The organism is Streptomyces capillispiralis (genome assembly GCF_007829875.1).
Classification (GTDB): domain Bacteria; phylum Actinomycetota; class Actinomycetes; order Streptomycetales; family Streptomycetaceae; genus Streptomyces; species Streptomyces capillispiralis.
In genome coordinates this window covers 5125007-5142347 of the sequence record NZ_VIWV01000001.1, presented here as the reverse complement: position 1 = coordinate 5142347, position 17341 = coordinate 5125007, and the positions used below count along the sequence as shown (strand labels likewise).

The window sequence follows — 17341 nt, the reverse complement described above, 5'->3', positions numbered from 1 at the left end:
GGGGCCGGAGAACTCCGGCCGGAAGCGGCCGGACCAGGAGAGGGGGAAGCGCCGACATGCCGACCTGCCCGAACGGACACCAGTCGGGTTCCGACGACTGGTGCGAGGTGTGCGGTCACCGCATGGCGGGTGCCGTGCCCCCACCTCCTCCCCCACCGCCCCCGCCCGGCGGCGGCTACGGTTTCCCGCCTCCGCCCGGCGGTCCCGCCGGCGGTCCGCAGGGCCCCGGCGGCTTCGGTGGCCCCGGCGGCCACGGCGGCCACGGCGGCCCGCCGGAGCTGTGCCCGCAGTGCCGTACGCCGCGTGAGGGCGGTGCGCCGTTCTGCGAGGAGTGCCGGTGGAACTTCCTGACGAACACGGCGACCTCGTACACCCCGGCGGCCCCGCGTCCGCCCGCCCCCGGTCCGGGCCCCGGCCCCGGCGGGCCGTACCAGCAGCCGCCCGGCCCGTCGTACGGCGGCGGTGACTCCTACGACTACCAGGGCTCGCGCCCCTCGCAGATGAACCGGCCCGCCGAACCGATTCCGCCGGGCCCGCCCGGCTTCGGCGGGGACCCCTCCCGCCCGGTCCCCCCGCCGCCCGGCCCGGGCGGCCACGGCGGCCCGGGCGGTCCCGGAGGCCACGGCGGCCCCAACGGGCCTGGTGGACACGGTGGCCCCAACGGGCCTGGTGGACACGGCGGTCCCGGTGGTCCCGGCGGACCCGGCGGACCCGGGCGTCCCGGCGGCCCTGGGGGTCCCGGTGGTCCGCATCACCCCGGTGCCCCCCAGGCGTTCCAGTCCGGACCGCCCGCCCCGCCCGGATACCCGCAGGAGACCGGTCGCCCGCAGCCGGGCGGCCCGGCCTTCGGCGGCGGTGACGACGACTGGGTGATCTCCCCGCCGACCGGCGGACCCGGCGGCCCCGGTGGGCACGGCGGCCCCGGTGGGCACGGTGCCCCCGGCGGCCCGAACGGCCCCGGCCCCGGTCCCGGCCAGCACGGCGGTTACGGCTACCCGCAGCCCGGCGGCACCCAGGCGCCCCCGGCGCCCGGCGCCCCCGGTGGCTTCCCGCAGCAGCCCCGTCCACCGCAGGGCCCGGCGACCTGGACCGCGACCATCGGTCCGGACCGCGACTACTTCATGGCGATGATGCAGCGCTCCGGCCCCGAGGCCGCGGGCCTGAACCTGCCCGCGTACTCGCCCGAGCAGCAGCGCACGCTCACCGGCAACCAGATCACCATCGGCCGCCGCCGCCACTCCACCGGCGACACCCCCGACATCGATCTGTCGACACCGCCGGAGGACCCGGGCGTCTCGCACCAGCACGCGGTGCTGGTCCAGCAGCCGGACAGCACCTGGGCGGTCGTCGACCAGAACTCGACGAACGGCACGACGGTCAACGGCTCGGACGAGCCGATCCAGCCGTTCGTCCCGATCCCGCTCCAGGACGGTGACCGGGTCCACGTGGGCGCCTGGACGACGATCACCATCCGCCGGGGCTGAGACGGACCGACCTGCGGGACGACGTCAGGAGGGCACCGGCCAGACGTACGGCCCCCGGGGGTCGTCCAGCCAGGTCCGGTCGCCCTCGACGTCGGCGGTCAGGCCGTAGCGTTCGCGCCGCGGCCTGCCCTCGCGCTCCCACAGGTCGTACGCCTCCCGCGGGGCGAGGGCGCCGACGGTCAGCGCCAGCAGGAAGCGGAACAGGTCGCTGCCCCGGGCCGTGGGCGGCAGCCCGTCCGGATCGGGCCGCTCGTGCCGCGGCCGGCCCGTGCCGCGCAGCGGCACGAAGTAGGCGGGCGTGTGCAGGAAGCGCCCCTCGGCGTGACCGGCGTCGCGCACCGTGAGGGCGACCACACCGGTGGCGAAGGGGGCGACGACGCGCGCCCCCGGGCGGCACTGGGCGAGCCAGGCGCGCGGGACGGACGGCAGGGCGCAGGTCGCGATGATCCGGTCGAAGGGGGCGCGTGCGGGCACCCCGCGCGCGCCGTCGCCGGTGACGACGGCCGGGTGGTACCCGGCGGCGTCGAGGTGCCGGCGGGCCGGCCCGGTGAGCTCCGGGTCGAGGTCGACGGTGGTGACCAGGTCGTCGTCGCCGAGCCGGTGGGCGAGCAGGGCGGCGTTGTAGCCGCTGCCGGTGCCGATCTCCAGGACCCGCTGCCCGTCCCGGACGTCCAGGCCGGCCAGCATCAGCGCCATCAGGGAGGGCTGGCTGCTGGAGGAGAGCAGCTCGTCGTCGTGGAGCCGGATCGCGAGCGGGGCGTCCTGGTAGGCGCCGCGCAGCCATCGCTCGCGCCCTGCGGGGTCGGGGTCCTCGGCCCACCGGTGCGCGTAGCCGCCGACGACGCCCACCCAGTAGGACGGCACGAACAGGTGGCGGGGCACGGCGGCGAACGCCTCCCGCCACACCGGGTCGGCGTCGAACGCCCCGCTCGCGGCGATCTCGCGCACCAGCGCGGCCCGCGCCGGGACGGCGAGGCCGCCACCGTCACCGGGGTCCGGCCCGTCCATGACTCCACAGTAGGACGGTCCTAGGCCTGGAGTCCTATGCCGTGCCGTCTGAGACCATGGACGGCGTGACAGAGATTCGGCGCGGCACGCTGCAGGAGCAGACCTTCTACGAGCAGGTCGGCGGGGAGGAGACCTTCCGTCGGCTCGTCCACCGTTTCTACGAGGGAGTGGCCGGGGACCCGCTGCTGCGGCCCATGTATCCGGAAGAGGACCTGGGCCCGGCCGAGGAGCGGCTCGCGCTGTTCCTCATGCAGTACTGGGGCGGCCCGACCACGTACAGCGACAACCGCGGCCATCCCCGGCTGCGGATGCGGCACGTCCCGTTCACGGTGGACCGGGCGGCGCACGACGCGTGGCTGAAGCACATGCGGGACGCGGTCGACGAGCTCGGCCTGTCCGAGGAGCACGAGCAGACGCTGTGGAAGTACCTGACGTACGCGGCGGCCTCGATGATCAACACCCCGGACTGACGCGTCCGCCCGCCTCCTGCTGCCCGCCGAGTACCCGCAGGCCCCGGGCATGCGCGACCGGGTGGCGCTGGAACCGGAACCCGACCGCGTCGCCGTCCGCCCCGACGACGGCGCGCCGCAGGAAGGGGGCCGGTCTCAGCGCACGCTGAGCCCCAGCGCCCCGAGCCCCGCCCGGCGCACGGCGACGGACCCGAAGGGCGTACGGAGCCGGAGCCAGGAACCCGAGGAGAACAGCGCCTGCTCCTCCCCCCGCAGGAAGCCGAGCGACTGCGCGGCATGCACCGCACGCACCGGAAGCCCGGTCTCCGCGACCGTGCGGGACCAGATCTCCCGCCCGATCCGGTCGAGTTCGGCCCGGGTACGCCGATCGGGCGCCAACTCGCCCGTACGGGAACGGAATTCCGCGACCGACGCGGTGACGAGCGCCCGCAGGTCCGCGGGCCCCGGCAGCCCCGGTTCGGCCCGCCAGCCGCCGCGCGGCGGCAGCACACCGGCCCACGGCGGCCCGGTCACCGCGCCCGGCACGGCGGCCGTGGCGGCGGTCTCGTCCACCGACTCCAGCAGCTCACCGGCGGACACGGTCACGTCCAGCGTGACGTCGAGCCCGTGCTCGTAGGGCTTGGCGAGGCGCACGGCGCGGACCGCCAGCACCTCGAAGGACGGCGGCCGGCCGAACACGGCGAGCGCCGTGCCGGCCGCCTGCAGCCGCACCGCGGCCGAACGGTCGTAGTGCAGCAGCCGGGAGAGGAAGGCCGCGAGGTCCGCGGCCTCCCCCTCGTCGGCGAGGTGGAGCACCGTCATGCGGCGACGGCCTCCTCCTCGGCGGTGTCCATGTACTCCTCCAGGAACTCGCGCTCCTCGTCGGTGATCCGGCGCGGGCGCTGCCTCTCGAAGTCGAACGGCACGATGACCGTCGAGGCGCGGACGTAGATCTGGTCGCCGTCCTTCACCTCGTAGGTGATGGTGAAGGACGCCGCCCTTATCTCCGTGATCCACAGCTCGATGTCCACGGGCGTGTGCCGGTGGACGAGCTGCCGCTTGTAGTCGATCTCGTGGCGCGCCACCACGGACCCCTGCTTGAAGTCCTTCTCCGGGCGGAACAGGAAGTCGATACGGGCTTCCTCCAGGTAGCGGAGGAACACCACGTTGTTGACGTGGCCGTACGCGTCCATGTCCGCCCAGCGCAGCGGGCAGCGGTAGATGTGCCGCAAGAGATCAGCCCCGGGTCAGCTTCTTGTAGGTGGCACGGTGCGGACGCGCCGCGTCCGGGCCGAGCCGCTCGACCTTGTTCTTCTCGTACGAATCGAAGTTGCCCTCGAACCAGAACCACTTGGACTCGCCCTCGTAGGCGAGGATGTGCGTGGCGACCCGGTCCAGGAACCACCGGTCGTGGGAGACGACCACGGCACACCCGGGGAACTCCAGGAGGGCGTTCTCCAGGCTGCTGAGGGTCTCGACGTCGAGGTCGTTGGTGGGCTCGTCGAGGAGCAGCAGGTTGCCGCCCTGCTTGAGGGTGAGCGCGAGGTTCAGCCGGTTGCGCTCACCGCCGGAGAGCACGCCCGCGGGCTTCTGCTGGTCCGGGCCCTTGAACCCGAACGCGGAGACGTACGCCCGCGACGGCATCTCGACCTGTCCGACGTTGATGTAGTCGAGCTCGTCGGAGACGACGGCCCACAGCGTCTTCTTCGGGTCGATGTTCTCGCGGCTCTGGTCGACGTAGGAGATCTTGACGGTGTCGCCGACCTTGATGGAACCGGAGTCCGGCTCCTCGATGCCCTGGATCATCTTGAACAGCGTGGTCTTGCCCGCGCCGTTCGGTCCGATGATGCCGACGATGCCGTTGCGCGGCAGCGTGAACGACAGGTCGTCGATGAGGAGCTTCTCGCCGAAGCCCTTGGTGAGGTTGTTGACCTCGACGACCACGTTGCCCAGGCGCGGGCCCGGCGGGATCTGGATCTCCTCGAAGTCCAGCTTCCGCATCTTGTCGGCCTCGGCGGCCATCTCCTCGTACCGGGCCAGACGGGCCTTGGACTTGGCCTGCCGCCCCTTGGCGTTGGAGCGCACCCACTCCAGCTCTTCCTTGAGCCGCTTCTGCCGCTTGGCGTCCTTCTGGCCCTCGACCTTGAGGCGGGTGGCCTTGGTCTCCAGGTACTTGGAGTAGTTGCCCTCGTAGCCGTGCAGTCGGCCGCGGTCGACCTCGCAGATCCACCCGGCGACGTTGTCCAGGAAGTACCGGTCGTGGGTGACGGCCACGACGGTGCCCTCGTACTTGGCGAGGTGCTGCTCCAGCCAGTTCACCGACTCGGCGTCGAGGTGGTTGGTGGGCTCGTCGAGGAGCAGCAGGTCGGGCGCCTCGAGGAGCAGCTTGCACAGCGCCACGCGGCGCTTCTCGCCACCGGAGAGGTTGGCGACCGGCCAGTCGCCGGGCGGGCAGCCCAGGGCGTCCATGGCCTGCTCGAGCTGGGCGTCGAGGTCCCAGGCGTTGGCGTGGTCGAGCTGCTCCTGCAGCTTGCCCATCTCGTCCATGAGCTCGTCGGTGTACTCGGTCGCCATCTGCTCGGCGATCTCGTTGAACCGGTCGAGCTTGCCCTTGACCTCGGCCACACCCTCCTGGACGTTCTCCAGGACGGTCTTGTCCTCGTTCAGTGGGGGCTCCTGGAGCAGGATGCCCACGGTGTAACCGGGGGTGAGGAAGGCGTCACCGTTCGACGGCTGTTCCAAGCCCGCCATGATCTTCAGGACCGTCGACTTACCAGCGCCGTTCGGACCGACGACACCGATCTTCGCCCCGGGCAGGAAGCTCAGGGTGACGTCGTCGAGGATCACCTTGTCGCCGTGCGCTTTGCGCGCCTTGCGCATGGTGTAGATGTACTCAGCCAAGAGAAACCGTCCGGCAGCTTGAAATCTGGCAGTGGGCAGATACACCCCATCTTGCCCGACCGCCACCCCTGGGGGGAAACCCGTTCCGTCCAGTGGCCCTGACCTGGCCTTTCCCGGGTGCCGCCGGAGCCTCGCCTGTGACTGCCGGTCGCCACCGGTCGCCACCGGTCGGCCTCGGGCACCCTCGCACGGCCCAGGGACGGCCCGGCCTTGGACGAACGCGACGGTCACACAGCCGCGAGTGCGACCGCCCGCGGCCGGCACGTGATGGGGGTCGGAGCCGGGGACGCAACCATGGACAGCCTCTTGTTGGCGAGGTGGACGACGTGGAAGTGGTCGACCACGACGCGCGTGCGGCAGGCCGGTGCGGACCGCCGCGCGGTAGGTGGCAGACATGTCGATGGCGATGTGCCGGATGCTTTTTCGCCAGGTCAGCGGTGTGGTGGCGAGCCAAGCCAGGACATCGGCGACGCTGCGGCCCTCGACCTGGCCGAGCAGCCCGCCGGTGCCGAGGGCGTCGACGAAGCCGGTGTGCCACCGGTCGCGTGTCCGCACCCATCTGCCGGTGTCAGGGTCCTGTTCCCAGCGCGGCTCGCCCCGGCGGGTCTCATCGACGCCCAGTACGTCGACCTCGGGCAGCGGGGCGTCGGCGACCTCGGCTGGGGCCCGGAGCCGAGCGGTCCCGGGCAGACCGCCCAGGACCGCGTACGTACCGCTCCCCCAGCCTCAGCCCCCGGCCAGCAGCGCCACGGCGACCGCCACCTCGACAAGGGCGAAGGTTCCGTAGAACAGGGTCATCGTCCGGGAGAGGGCCACCGTCCGCCAGGGAACGGACTGGGCGTAGCGCCCCACATCCATGCTGAAGACCGGAATCCGCGAAGGGCCGGAGAGAGAGCGGTCGTAGAGAGAGCGGAAGAGCCGTTCCTGTTCCAGATAGAAGCTGTCCAGGAGCCAGAACCCCGTAGTCATCAACAGGGCGATCAACGCCACGCTCCATCCGGCGCCTCCCGTCGCGACTGTGATCAGTCCCCCGCTGATGGTCATGGCCCAGCCCTTGACCAGGAAGGAATTCATGCCGAGCCGGTTGATGGTGGACTGGAGTATCTCCAGATGCCGCACCCTCATCTCGTCCGGCGGTGCGGTGGTCATCCGGTCCTCTCCTTCTCTCCGCCCTTCTCCCCTTCCGCCCCGGGCGCCTCCACCTCGGCGATGACGGCCTCCTCGGCGGGACCGTGTGCGCTCCACTGCCGGTCCAGCTCACCCAGTACGCGGCGGAGGCGATCGGCGAAGCCGTCCGGGTGGTACAGGTCGAGCACGTGTTCCGCCTCTGCCAGCAGGTCCCACTCGATCCCGGGACCTTCCCGCCGACGCTCCGGGTACTGCCCCCGTGCCTCCCGGAGCCCTGGCTCCTCCGGCCAGTCCGTCGTTGCCAGCGGAAAGTCGAACGCACCGGCCAGGCCCGTGCGCGCGCGCTCTTCCACGAGACCGGTCGCGGCGTCCTCCACGTGCCTGCGTGCCGCCTGTTCCATCGAGTCGAAGGCGGTCTTGAGGGCGAACCACTCCGTCACATGGGCGGTGAGCGCCTTCCGTGTCCGGTCGGAGAGGTCGTCGGCCGCCTTCATCCGCTCGGCGAGTCCTCTCCCTACAGCCTTCGCGTGCTTGCGTCCGCCTTCCACCGCCTTCCGGGAAGCCCTCCGTTCCTCGGCCTCTGCGACCCCTGCGGGGTCATACGACCGGACCTTCGTGACGATGGCCGCGATGCCGAGCAGGAGCAGCAGTACGAGGATCACCGGCGCGTACACCACCAGGTACGCGTCGCTCTCCGCCGCTATCAGGATCCGCACCGCACCACACGCCATGACGAGCAGGAGGAGACCGATGACGCACGCCCAGGGCTCTACCAGCCGGCGTCGCCTGCCGGGGACGGCCTCGGCGGCGAGCCGCTCCGCCAGGAACGATCCGACGGCCAGCAGGCACACCGTGATGCCGACGCCCGGCAGATACGCCAGCCAGTACTGCACCTGTTCGTCCTCGCTCAGTCCCAGCACCTCGTGAATCGTGGAGGCCACGAACACCGAGTCGAAGAAGGCCGCGAGGAGGGACATGGGCCAGACGAGCCACTTCCACAGCCGCGCGGGTCGCGGTCGGTGTGGTGGTACGGCGTTCACGAGCGGGGTGCGGTGAGAGGGGGCGTCACTGGTGCCGGGGGCAGGCAGGGCGCCCCCGATGCGTTGGAAGCGGACGAGCGCGCCGATGCCCCGGTCCACGTCGTGGGCGGACTTGACGACGGCCGCGCACGCGGCGCCCAGTTCCCGTTGCCCCCTCGCAAGCAGGGAGTTGGCATCGCTCAAGGCCCGCATCAGAACGGCTCGCTCGCGGCTGTCCGTACGGTCGACCCTCCGGGCCGGCGGCTCCGCCGGGGGCTCCCCCGTGCCGTTCACTCCCGGGCAGGGCACCGGGGCCTTCAACACGGCAGGGAGGCGCACCCGCCCGTTCTCGGTACTCATCCGACGTCCCCCTTCACCGGACGACCCGAATGTCGACCCGGCGGTCGCACTGCAGTTTCTGTTTCGTGGTCAGCTCTCCCCGGGCTCCCGGGCAGCCCACGGCCACGCCCTTGCCGAGGGCGGTGACGTCGCGCACCCCGAGCCCGGTGAGTTCGTCCCGCACCGCGTCGGCGCGGGCCTGTGACAGGCTGCGGTTGTTGGCGGAGCCGCCGCGCGGGTCGACGTAGCCGTAGACCAGGAAGCGAGCCCCCTTCTCGGCGCGCAGCTCGACGGCGATCTTCGTGAGCTGCGCGATCGCCGCCGGTCGCAACTCGGCGGATCCGGGATCGAAGAGCGCCCGTAATCCCGCCATCCTGTACACGCGTTGCGGGAAATCCACCTTCGGTTCGGAGGGGCGCTCAAGGGAGGCCTCCGTCCCGCGCGAGTCCGTCGGCGTGACGTCGTTCAGGACACAGTCGTCCCGGTCCGGCTGCGGGTGGGCTGCCGCGCAGATGCCCTTCCACAGCTCGCCGAGCCACTCCGTGTGCGCGGGCATCGCCTGGGGTTCATCCCGGGCTGTCCGTCCCAGCCCCACCAGGACTGTCTGTACGGAGGCCAGCGTGTCGGGCGCCATCTCCCGCGTGTCGAGACACACATCGATGATCGCGTCCCGCTCGGCCTTGTCCGCGAAGCGCGCCTGGGTGAGATCCGCGCACCCGGTCGTGGACAGCCCGTCGGTGAGAACGATCAGCCTTCGGGGGCCCTCGGCGGAGCCGAGCGCGGCGCTCGCCTCGCGCATGGCCCCCAGGATGTCGCTCCCCCCGCGGGCGGGCACCGTCTTCTGCGCGTCGGCCACCGCCCGCCCCACGCATTCGGGCACGCTCTTCCGCTGACGTTCCTGGCCTCCCTCGTCGTCCGCGAGGGGCGTCGCGCTCCAGTTCCGGGCACTCCACCGGAGGTCGCGCGCGTCGCCTCCGAAGGCGGCAACCGACACGGTGCCCGCGTCCTTGAGCCAGTCGGCGGCCTTCTCGCCGACGACATCGCTGTGGTCCACCCCTGCGGACCGCTGTGTGGTCCCCCGCACGGAGGCCGAGGCATCGACGAGGATCAGGGTGTGCCCGGCCGGGCCGGGCGATGTCCCGTCCGCCCGCTCGGTCATCCAGTCGCACTTGGCCTTGTCGAGGGAGTCGGCGATTCCGCAGCCGCTGAGCAATCCGGCCATGAGAGTGGGGAGGAGCAGCGCGGTGGCGAGTCTCCTCACCGGTGAGGTGGTCATTCCGCCCCCTCCATGCTGTGCGGACCGTCCTCGATCCAGGAGAACGGGGTGAGTCCCATCTGCTGGGAGAAGGCATTCAGAGCCTTGTCGTAGGCGTTCGCGAACTCGAACATCCCGATCTTCTCGTGACCCTCGGAAGCCTTCTTGAGCACGTTCGCGAGGTCGTCCGTGCCCTTGCGCCTGGCGGCCCGGACCGCCTGGGCCATGCCCGCGAACTCGCGGTCCGCGAGGGTGGCCGCGAACGGCACGAGGAACTGGCGCTGCACGGCGGTGAGTTCGTCCGCGCCCTCCTCCACACCTTCGAGCCGCGCGAAAACATCGAGCCATGTCTCGGTCAGCTCTCTCGCGTGCGCGGCCTTCAGAAGTCCCAGCTCCAGCTCCTCCTTCATCCCCTGTTTGTCCAGCTGGGAAGGCCGCATCCGGTCGCGCAGAGCCGGGTCGATGCGGACCCGCACAGTGGGCCGGCACCTGATGCGGGCGCCGTCCTGCTCGTAGCACCAGCCCTGAGCGACGTGCGAGTTGATCAGGTCCTCGGCGGCGACCGGGTCACCGGCCTCACATGTGCGGGCCAGCGGCCAGGCCATCCTGAGGAGGTCGGCCCGCGCCTCCCTCAGGGAAGCGTCGGCTCGCTCCCGCAGATGTTCGACGGAGATCTCGTTGCTCCGGAAGCTGAAGTGTGCGAACACCTCGAACTGGAAAACACCCCCCTTCGCCTCCAGCAGGAGCGGCTCGTCGTCCGAGGCCAGCGCGACCGACCATTCCGGGCGCACGGGCTCCACCACCGAGACGGGCGACTGCCAGTCCGGCTTCGGCTCCTGAGCTACCGCCGGACGCGTGTCGCGGCGGGCGCGACGGGCGTCGCGCCAGGCGCGCCACCTCCCGAGCAGTCCACTGCGGCTGGTGGTCATCGACGTATCCCTTCGTTGGTCGTGTGGGGGCCGCTCGTGAGTGCGCCCAGCACGCGGCGCAAGGTCACGGAGTGCGGATGGCTGGGCAGCCAGAGGCACTGCAGCTGGAACCGTCCTCGGCTCCTCAGCGGCCCGGTGAAGATCCGCGGGGCCAGTCGCTCGTACAGATCGGAGAGGTCCTGGTGGTCCTCAGCGTCTGCCGCGAGCAGCCAGCGGCCCAGGAGGTCCCAGGCCCGGGTGGAGGTCTCCCTGGTGATCAGCGCTCGGTTCAGGAAGGCGACAAGAAGCTCTGCCTTCTTGCCGTCGTCCAGCGCGAGCTCCGCAAGCGCGGGGCGGTCCGGCCGGTCGGCGCTGACCACGCTCCGGCCGAGGGCGAGCATGGCGCGGACAGCCTGCCGGGGGAGGAACTCGTCCCGGGCCTGCACCCATTGGATGAGCTCCATGGTCACCTCCTGCTCATGGCCGGCCAGGAACACCCGGGCCATGGCGTGGGGTACGGAGTTGTAGCGCGCCAGATCGCGCTTCCTTCCCAGCCGTCCCAGCTCCGCAAGGGTGGCGGGCACATCACGCAGGCCGAGAGTGGTTCCGTAGGCGCGGGCCGCGCTGTCCTGCAATTCGGTGCGGGGGCTGCCCGCCCATGACTGCACCTGGGCGAGCACACGCTCCGCCGATCCGCCGTGGGCTTCGGCGTCGGCCGCGGCCATCTCCATCGCCAGGGCGGCACATCTGTGGCGCGCGGCGGAGCCCTCGGCCCACGGCTTGACACGGTTTCGGTAGACGAAATCGAAATCGTGCCGCATGAGCAGCCCGACGAGCTGGGCGACCCGGAACCTGATCCTCTCCCCACCCGGATCGCTGACGAGATCGTCGAACCAGCCGAGCAGCGGCCTCTGCAGCCTGCCGTAGGTGGTCCACACGCCCTCCAGCACGTGGTCGAGCAGGTCGGGATGGGCAAGGAGCGCCCGCCGCTGCGAGCTGCCGGATCCCGTCGTCTCGGGCGCACGCATTTCTTTCGGCACGAGCCTGTCGATGTTGTGCTCGGCCGTGTGATGCGTCAGTTCGTCCCGGGTGATGCCGAAGTGCGGCAGCATGATCCTGCCGAGCCGGTCGGCCGCCTCGACCACGTCGGACACCGGGTGCTCGTGGAAGAGCGCGTACGAGAAGCGGAACACCTGGTGGTACGGAGCCGGCCCCTGGTCCGGGCCGACGGTGGGATTCAGCCCGAGCATCTCCCGTGCCAGGTGTCGCAGCCGGTCGTCCCACCGGCCGACCACCTCACCGAGGTCGGCCTCCGCCGCGTGAAGGTTCTCGGCGAGGAAGCGGGCGAACTGGCAGACCTCGGTGATCGAGCGGGCGCGGCTCAGCTTCTCCCACACCTGCTCCTCGCGGGAGACCCGGTCGAGGAACCGGGAGGCGTCGACCCCGCGGCACGGAGCCGTGTCGCCCTTCTGTTCACACGGCAGCGGATGCCTGGCGATCAGCGTCTTCAGATGAGCTTCGAAGACTGCCCGGGCATCGGGGCCCTGGTGTGCGAAGACTTGGGCGCCGTCCGGCGCGGGAAAGACCGACGGCACGCCGGTGATGACCAGGTAGGCCCCGGACCGGGCCGCGAGCTGGGTCAGCCGGTCCAGCGTCTGCTCGGTGACCGGGTGCGTCACCGACTCGATCAGATAGCCGTGGTCCTCCTTCAGCACCTCGGCACGTGCACAGACGCCTCGGACGACATCGGCGTCGTCGCGGTAAAGGGCGCTCACGGCGTAACGGGGCCGGCTGACCTCCGTCAGCAGAGCCAGGGCCGTGGCCCGGCGGCCGGTGCCCTCCTCACCGCTCAGGACCACCACATGACGCTGCCGAAGCATGCGCACCATCTCGGCCTGTTGCGGGACCGGCAGGTGGAGCGCCCCGACGATGTCCGCGGTGAAGGACACCGCCTGGACCGGAGTCTTCGCCGAGCCACCGCCACCGCTGTACATGTTCTCGATGTACGTGGCAGAGCCATGGGCACTGGCGGCTCCGCGGCGGGTCTTGATGAGGTTGTGCTGCTGACTCTCGATTTCCTCCTCGAAGGAGGCGGCCTGATCGGCCTCCTTCTCCTTGTCCTTCTTCTCCTTCGGGGAGGGTTCGCCGGTGGGCGCCGTTCCGTCCTGCCCTGCGTCGCTCCCGCCGGTCCCGGTCTCCTCGTTGGACCCGGAGTCCGCGGAGTCGCCGCTCTCCCGGTGAGTGGGGTGGTCGGCGCCGGAAGCGCTCCCCGACGCCTCGGAGTTGTCCTCAGCGCCGACGGCATCCGACTCGTGTGTCTGCTCGCTCATCACAGATCCCCGTTTATCTGTCCGGAACGCCCCTCGTTGTAGGTGGCGTCTCCATAGATCGAGGTCGCACCTCGCTTGTTGCGAATCTTTATTTCGGTGCGTCCCGTGTCCTCGCCCCGCTTTTTCTTCACCTCGGGGACGAATTCCTTGAGCCGCTCCACGAGAATGGGGAGGTCGTGATGGGAATATCCCGCGCGGAGGTGCGCCGCCTGCCGGTCACGGATCCCGACGATAGGCTTCGGAATCTCCTCCTCCTCGGGGAACGGGGTGTCGAGGAGCACCGGAATGATGATCTTGTGGTGTTCGATCGCTGCCGTGATCTCGACACGCACGTAGTCACCGGGCGTGTCGATCCGGCGCTCCATGGTCTTCTCGTCGCGGATCGTGAGCCAGTTCGGTCCGATCAGGACCAGGAGAACAGTGCAGTCCAGCAGTTCCGCGAGGAGCGCCGGGGGGAAATTCGTCCCCTCCGGCATGCTCCGGCGGTCACGGAAAACCCGGCCCTCCCCGAACACGTCGACGAGTTCTCGGTCGACCAGTTCTGCCGCCTTGTCACCGTCGCCTGTCCTGTAGTTGATGAAGATTCCGGCCATCGGGAGACTCCTCGCTCATCGTGCGCCACTGGCAAGATTTTCAGTACGGGAAGAACTGGTCAACGCGTTTCCCGAGCCCATTCCTCAGGGAAACGGAACACGCCTTCGGGATCCGGTGACTGGCCACAGGGGGTTTCCCTGTGTGGTTGCCGTGCGCAGCTGCGCCCTGCCGGCAGGATGCGGGAATCAAAGGATCGAAGAATCAGGCCGGGACGCCCGACCGCCGGGGTGCGGCGAATCAGCGGCTTTCCGTGTTCAGCGCCGCGGCGATACGGGCCGCGGCGAGCCGAGCATCCGGATCACGCGGCCGGCGATGGAGCCTGCGCGCCAGCCGCTGGAGGTCGGCGCGGATGGTGGCAGAGTCGACCACCGACACCGAGGAGGTCACCGCCTCGACGACCGAACAGGCGGACTGCAACTCACCGGCCTCGGCGAGGGCCAGGGCGAGCCGGGCCGCGTAACGCGCCCGTGCCCGGCGGGCGTGAACGGGGATCGCGTCCAGCCCGCCCGCGAGCCGCCCCACCGCCTCTTCCGTACGGCCGAGGTCATGCAGACACCACCCCGCGACGAAGTCGGCCAGCTGGGCCAGATGCATGCTTCCGATGACCGGCTCGCCGGACGAGTCCGTCTCGCTCTCCCGGGCCGCGCGGCTCAGCAGCTCCGTGGCCCGGTCCAGGGCGAGGAAACACTCGGCGTCCTCGCCCAAGAGAGCGTGCCCCTGCGCCCTGCGCTGCGCGGCGAGGCCTCGGATCCGGGTACTGCGCGACGCTTCCTCCGCGGCGCGCGTGTAGTCCACTGTCGCCCGTCCGTCCATCCGGTACAGCGCGACATCCGCCCTGCGGACCTGGGTGTACGCGGCGAACTCCGGATCCCCGCCGGCGTTCGCCAGGGCCACCGCGCGGTCGGTCCACCAGAGGGACGCCCTGTCGTCACCGGCCTCCTGGCTCATCCAGCCCGTGTACTCGGCGAAACGGGCGGCCAGCCGCAGGACCGCCTGCCGGTCGGTGTCCCGCGTCGCCGAACGGGCAAGTCCGCGCATCGCGTTCATAGACGTCACGAGAATCTGCGTGACAACCGCCGGCCCGAACGACTGACCAAGATTTCGGCATTCGGCGAACAGGGAGGAGAAGTGAGACAGCGCTTCCCGGGATTCACCGTCGAATACGGGGGCGGAAACCAGCGGCCAGGACATGATGCCCGGCTTGAGCGACGGGTCGGCCCATGATTTCTCCTCGTACGCCACGAAGTCGTTCCCGTGGTCGAGCGACATACGAAGCATCCAGGGCATGGTCCATTCCGTGGGTGCCTCCGGGACAGGAAGATCGGGAGTCCCCCTTGCCGGGACCATCGCACTCAGCGCGCCCCCCGCGTCCAGGGCTCGGTCACAGGCCCGCGCGAAATCCGGGCTGGGGTTCTTCTGCCCCCGCTCGACCTTACTCACATGCGATTTCGAATAATTGACCGATCGGGCCAGGTCTCCGAGTGACCGGCCCGCGGCCTCCCGGGTTCTCCGTAACGCGACACCGAAGGAATCACTGTGTCCCACGCCCTCGCCCCCCTCCGCGACCGAGGCCCCTTCGGACCTCCGCACCCCCGCGGTGATACTGCCGTCTTATCCCATGGGAAGCACCTGAAACGCGGCGGGCATCGCGATATCAGATGCGCCTGCCACCTTCTCTCGGAGCATCCACTCACCACTGCCGGACGACCAAGGCAGAGCGAGTCCGTCCCGAGGGCGGCGGGGAAGAACGTGCAAATGGAGATGGAAGACCGACTGTGTCGCCAACTCCCCGCGCGACGTGATGATGTTGCAGGATCCAATTTCGGACGCCAGTTCGGCAGCGCGCCGCATAGTGGCGGCAGAGACCGCCGGATCGACACCCACATCCGCCACGTGAATTCTGGGTATGACCAGGGTGTGGCCGGCGGTTACGGCGGTCAGCGGCGCGATCGCCAGCGAATCGGGCCAGCTCCGGACCACCTTGGCCGGTGCCCGCCCCTCCAGGATCGCGCAGAAGGGGCACTCCGCGCGCGATACGCCGCCGTTCCCCGGCGTCACATCTGCTGCCTCTGCCGTCACTTCCGGTGTCCCCCTGAATTCTTTCCGTACGGATCCCCGACCGTATCAATACCCACGGCGCGGGCGGGCGAAAGGAAGCGGCGTCCACGCCAGGGCTTCGGCGTAGTCGGCCGGCGTCCGATAGTTGACGGCCCGTCGGCCGGCGAGGGTAGGAGGCAGTACAGGGACGAGCGTCCGTGATCATGGAGTTGTCTCCGCTTCATGAACACTGGGACGGCTCGTGCCTGCATCGTCACCTTCCCCGATCTCCCCTGCTTTTGCCCAGCGCAAAGGTCCTTCCGAGCCGGTCTCGGGCGGGATGCCCGGCCTTCTCGAGCGTCTTGCCAGGAGCCTTCGTACGGGACGAGCCGATACCACGTGAGCAGGGAGGTATGGCATGGGCCCGACGAGCAGAGAACGCGTATGGGGAGATCATGGAAAGCGGATACGACATGTGAGGGAAGCGGGACTCGGATCAGAACGTAGCCATCGACGCGGCTATGTCCATCGCATGGCGATGGCGGACATCAACTGCCCAGTAACAGTGCTTGTGATCAAGCACACAACGGGCGCCGAGCTGGACACCCGTTGTCACCGGGGGCGGCTAGGTTGCGGGCATGACTGCCATGGATCCGCTGGTGCCGGCCCTCGCCGGGCTGGTCGTCGACGTCGTCTGGTTCCTCGACAGCTGCGAGGACGACGAAGTCGATCCCGACGCCGCCGTGAAGATGATGGAGAGCGTGGGCTGGACACTGCTGCGGCTGCCTCCGGACCAGCGCGACCGCTTCTTGCGGGTGCTCGCCGACCTGGCCGAAGCGGAACCGGACCCGGCACGGCGCGAGTTCCTGGAGTCGTTCCCCTTCGCCTGCGGCCTGGTCGAGGAGGAGGAAGCCTGAGCCCGATGCCGGCCGGGGAAAGGCGGGGTGATCCGTCGCCCGGCCCGCTCGGCCGCCCGGACTCCAGCCGTACCTGCACATGACAGGATGACCGACATGCCCCTGCCCGTCCCGGAAGACCTGACCTCGATGGTCCTGCGAACCGACTTCGACGACGAGGCGGCCTGGCTCGCCGTGCGGACGGCGATCGACGCGGCGGACGGACACCAGCACGCCACGTACGTGAGCCATCCCCGCTTCGCCGGGATCAGCATCGAGACGCTGATCGACGAGGCCTCGGCCGCCGAGGACGACGATCACCCCGGCTACGTGTTCCTCGCCGACGCGATCACCATGACCAACCCTTCGGTCCCGCTCCTGGCTGTCGATCTCCATGACGAGCCCGGGCGGCAGTTCCGCGTCCCGGCCCAGTGGTATCCCGAGATCTCAGCCAACCTCAGCATTGCCAACATGGACTTCGCCGACTTCGCCGACGAGGTGGACGACTCGGGGACGTTCCGCGGCTGGCGGGACTGAACGGCGGTTCAGCACCACTGCGACTTCGCGGCGTCCGCGACGAGCGACACATGGAGAAGGCCGTGCTCCGGGCCCTCCACGTGAAGGTAGGCGGTGGTGCCGCCCAGCGACTTGGCGAAACAACTGGGGGCCGTCCCGCTCCCGGCCCCGTCCCGCGGCCGCCAGCCGTCGGCACGGGCCGCCTCCCCGTAGTGCCGCAGGGCCGCTCCCGACGAACCGTCATAGCGGTACTGCGCCGCCACGACGACGAAGCGGTCGTCGTCATCGCACTCCTGGTAGCGGTCCTCCCGGCGCGCCCCTTCCGGAGCGCCGTCCAGTACCGTCTCGGCGGCCATCACCTCGGCCAGCCGGTCCTCGTCCGCGCCGCAGCCGTATCCGGTCAGGAAGTACAGCGCCGGCAGACCCACCAGCACCGATGCCGAAACGGCCACGGCGGCAACCGGCCGTAATCCCACC

General features: G+C 70.3%; 17 protein-coding genes and 2 pseudogenes. 5 read left to right on the top strand and 14 right to left on the bottom strand.

What is annotated here, in order from left to right; all coding sequences use genetic code 11:
• Positions 1-56: 56 nt before the first annotated feature.
• Entirely contained in the window at positions 57-1484 is a 1428-nt protein-coding gene (locus FHX78_RS22375; protein WP_145869203.1) for an FHA domain-containing protein, read from the top strand.
• Between the two features lie 24 nt (positions 1485-1508).
• On the opposite strand, the gene FHX78_RS22370 is transcribed toward FHX78_RS22375, so the two are convergent.
• Positions 1509-2492: a methyltransferase domain-containing protein gene (locus FHX78_RS22370; protein ID WP_145869202.1), complete on the bottom strand. Its 984-nt coding sequence runs from the start codon at positions 2490-2492 to the stop codon at positions 1509-1511.
• 56 nt (positions 2493-2548) lie between these two features.
• Here FHX78_RS22370 and FHX78_RS22365 point away from each other — a divergent pair, with 56 nt between their 5' ends.
• Positions 2549-2962 (top strand): globin, encoded by a 414-nt coding sequence (locus FHX78_RS22365; protein WP_145872108.1) that lies wholly within the window; start codon positions 2549-2551, stop codon positions 2960-2962.
• Positions 2961-3071 (top strand): annotated as a pseudogene (locus tag FHX78_RS37570) (ABC transporter ATP-binding protein); the annotation flags it as partial. The gene FHX78_RS22365 and the pseudogene FHX78_RS37570, both read left to right, overlap by 2 nt.
• A gap of 26 nt (positions 3072-3097) precedes the next feature.
• On the opposite strand, the gene FHX78_RS22355 reads toward FHX78_RS37570, so the two are convergent.
• From FHX78_RS22355 to FHX78_RS22300, 12 genes and pseudogenes are all read right to left on the bottom strand, one after another.
• Positions 3098-3763, bottom strand: a complete 666-nt coding sequence (locus tag FHX78_RS22355; RefSeq protein ID WP_145869201.1) for a DUF8185 domain-containing protein — start codon at positions 3761-3763, stop codon at positions 3098-3100.
• Positions 3760-4173, bottom strand: a complete 414-nt coding sequence (locus tag FHX78_RS22350; protein WP_145869200.1) for an acyl-CoA thioesterase — start codon at positions 4171-4173, stop codon at positions 3760-3762. The genes FHX78_RS22355 and FHX78_RS22350 overlap by 4 nt, the downstream gene beginning before the upstream one ends.
• A gap of 4 nt (positions 4174-4177) precedes the next feature.
• A complete protein-coding gene (gene ettA / locus FHX78_RS22345) occupies positions 4178-5842 on the bottom strand; it encodes an energy-dependent translational throttle protein EttA (RefSeq protein ID WP_145869199.1) in 1665 nt (554 codons plus the stop codon).
• Between the two features lie 357 nt (positions 5843-6199).
• A pseudogene (locus FHX78_RS38195) lies at positions 6200-6397 on the bottom strand (transposase); the annotation flags it as partial.
• 171 nt (positions 6398-6568) lie between these two features.
• Positions 6569-6991, bottom strand: a complete 423-nt coding sequence (locus FHX78_RS22335; protein ID WP_145869198.1) for a hypothetical protein — start codon at positions 6989-6991, stop codon at positions 6569-6571.
• The gene (locus FHX78_RS22330) at positions 6988-8193 is read right to left on the bottom strand and encodes a hypothetical protein (protein WP_145869197.1); all 1206 of its coding nucleotides are present in this window, start codon (positions 8191-8193) and stop codon (positions 6988-6990) included. The genes FHX78_RS22335 and FHX78_RS22330 overlap by 4 nt, the downstream gene beginning before the upstream one ends.
• Before the next feature lie 169 nt (positions 8194-8362).
• Positions 8363-9604: an OmpA family protein gene (locus FHX78_RS22325; protein ID WP_145869196.1), complete on the bottom strand. Its 1242-nt coding sequence runs from the start codon at positions 9602-9604 to the stop codon at positions 8363-8365.
• Entirely contained in the window at positions 9601-10512 is a 912-nt protein-coding gene (locus FHX78_RS22320; RefSeq protein WP_145869195.1) for a hypothetical protein, read from the bottom strand. The genes FHX78_RS22325 and FHX78_RS22320 overlap by 4 nt, the downstream gene beginning before the upstream one ends.
• Positions 10509-12821, bottom strand: coding sequence for a hypothetical protein (locus tag FHX78_RS22315; RefSeq protein WP_145869194.1), 2313 nt, complete (start codon positions 12819-12821; stop codon positions 10509-10511). Before FHX78_RS22315 ends, FHX78_RS22320 begins: the two co-directional genes overlap by 4 nt.
• Positions 12821-13414 (bottom strand): toll/interleukin-1 receptor domain-containing protein, encoded by a 594-nt coding sequence (locus FHX78_RS22310; RefSeq protein WP_145869193.1) that lies wholly within the window; start codon positions 13412-13414, stop codon positions 12821-12823. The genes FHX78_RS22315 and FHX78_RS22310 overlap by 1 nt, the downstream gene beginning before the upstream one ends.
• 238 nt (positions 13415-13652) lie before the next feature.
• Positions 13653-14960 carry a helix-turn-helix domain-containing protein gene (locus FHX78_RS22305; protein WP_167531821.1) on the bottom strand — a complete coding sequence of 436 codons (1308 nt, stop codon included), beginning with the start codon at positions 14958-14960 and terminating at the stop codon, positions 13653-13655.
• 66 nt (positions 14961-15026) lie between these two features.
• The gene (locus FHX78_RS22300; RefSeq protein WP_229923988.1) at positions 15027-15494 is read right to left on the bottom strand and encodes an HIT family protein; all 468 of its coding nucleotides are present in this window, start codon (positions 15492-15494) and stop codon (positions 15027-15029) included.
• A 596-nt stretch (positions 15495-16090) separates the two neighbouring features.
• Here FHX78_RS22300 and FHX78_RS22295 point away from each other — a divergent pair.
• Both FHX78_RS22295 and FHX78_RS22290 read left to right on the top strand, forming a co-directional pair.
• Positions 16091-16369, top strand: a complete 279-nt coding sequence (locus FHX78_RS22295; RefSeq protein ID WP_145869192.1) for a hypothetical protein — start codon at positions 16091-16093, stop codon at positions 16367-16369.
• A 96-nt stretch (positions 16370-16465) separates the two neighbouring features.
• On the top strand, positions 16466-16885 hold the full coding sequence (locus FHX78_RS22290; RefSeq protein WP_145869191.1) for a DUF6924 domain-containing protein: 420 nt from the start codon (positions 16466-16468) through the stop codon (positions 16883-16885).
• An 8-nt stretch (positions 16886-16893) separates the two neighbouring features.
• Here the strand turns inward: FHX78_RS22290 and FHX78_RS22285 are convergent, their stop codons facing one another.
• Positions 16894-17316 carry a hypothetical protein gene (locus FHX78_RS22285; protein ID WP_229923989.1) on the bottom strand — a complete coding sequence of 141 codons (423 nt, stop codon included), beginning with the start codon at positions 17314-17316 and terminating at the stop codon, positions 16894-16896.
• Positions 17317-17341: the final 25 nt, after the last annotated feature.

Excerpts from the sequence above, each read along its gene's own strand:
- FHX78_RS22315 (WP_145869194.1), bottom strand. The coding sequence starts at position 12,821 with ATGAGCGAGCAGACACACGAGTCGGATGCCGTCGGCGCTGAGGACAAC.
- FHX78_RS22335 (WP_145869198.1), bottom strand. The coding sequence starts at position 6,991 with ATGACCACCGCACCGCCGGACGAGATGAGGGTGCGGCATCTGGAGATA.
- FHX78_RS22310 (WP_145869193.1), bottom strand. The coding sequence starts at position 13,414 with ATGGCCGGAATCTTCATCAACTACAGGACAGGCGACGGTGACAAGGCG.
- FHX78_RS22295 (WP_145869192.1), top strand. The coding sequence starts at position 16,091 with ATGACTGCCATGGATCCGCTGGTGCCGGCCCTCGCCGGGCTGGTCGTC.
- FHX78_RS22290 (WP_145869191.1), top strand. The coding sequence starts at position 16,466 with ATGCCCCTGCCCGTCCCGGAAGACCTGACCTCGATGGTCCTGCGAACC.
- FHX78_RS22355 (WP_145869201.1), bottom strand. The coding sequence starts at position 3,763 with ATGACGGTGCTCCACCTCGCCGACGAGGGGGAGGCCGCGGACCTCGCG.
- FHX78_RS22370 (WP_145869202.1), bottom strand. The coding sequence starts at position 2,492 with ATGGACGGGCCGGACCCCGGTGACGGTGGCGGCCTCGCCGTCCCGGCG.
- FHX78_RS22320 (WP_145869195.1), bottom strand. The coding sequence starts at position 10,512 with ATGACCACCAGCCGCAGTGGACTGCTCGGGAGGTGGCGCGCCTGGCGC.
- FHX78_RS22375 (WP_145869203.1), top strand. The coding sequence starts at position 57 with ATGCCGACCTGCCCGAACGGACACCAGTCGGGTTCCGACGACTGGTGC.
- FHX78_RS22365 (WP_145872108.1), top strand. The coding sequence starts at position 2,549 with ATGGACGGCGTGACAGAGATTCGGCGCGGCACGCTGCAGGAGCAGACC.
- FHX78_RS22325 (WP_145869196.1), bottom strand. The coding sequence starts at position 9,604 with ATGACCACCTCACCGGTGAGGAGACTCGCCACCGCGCTGCTCCTCCCC.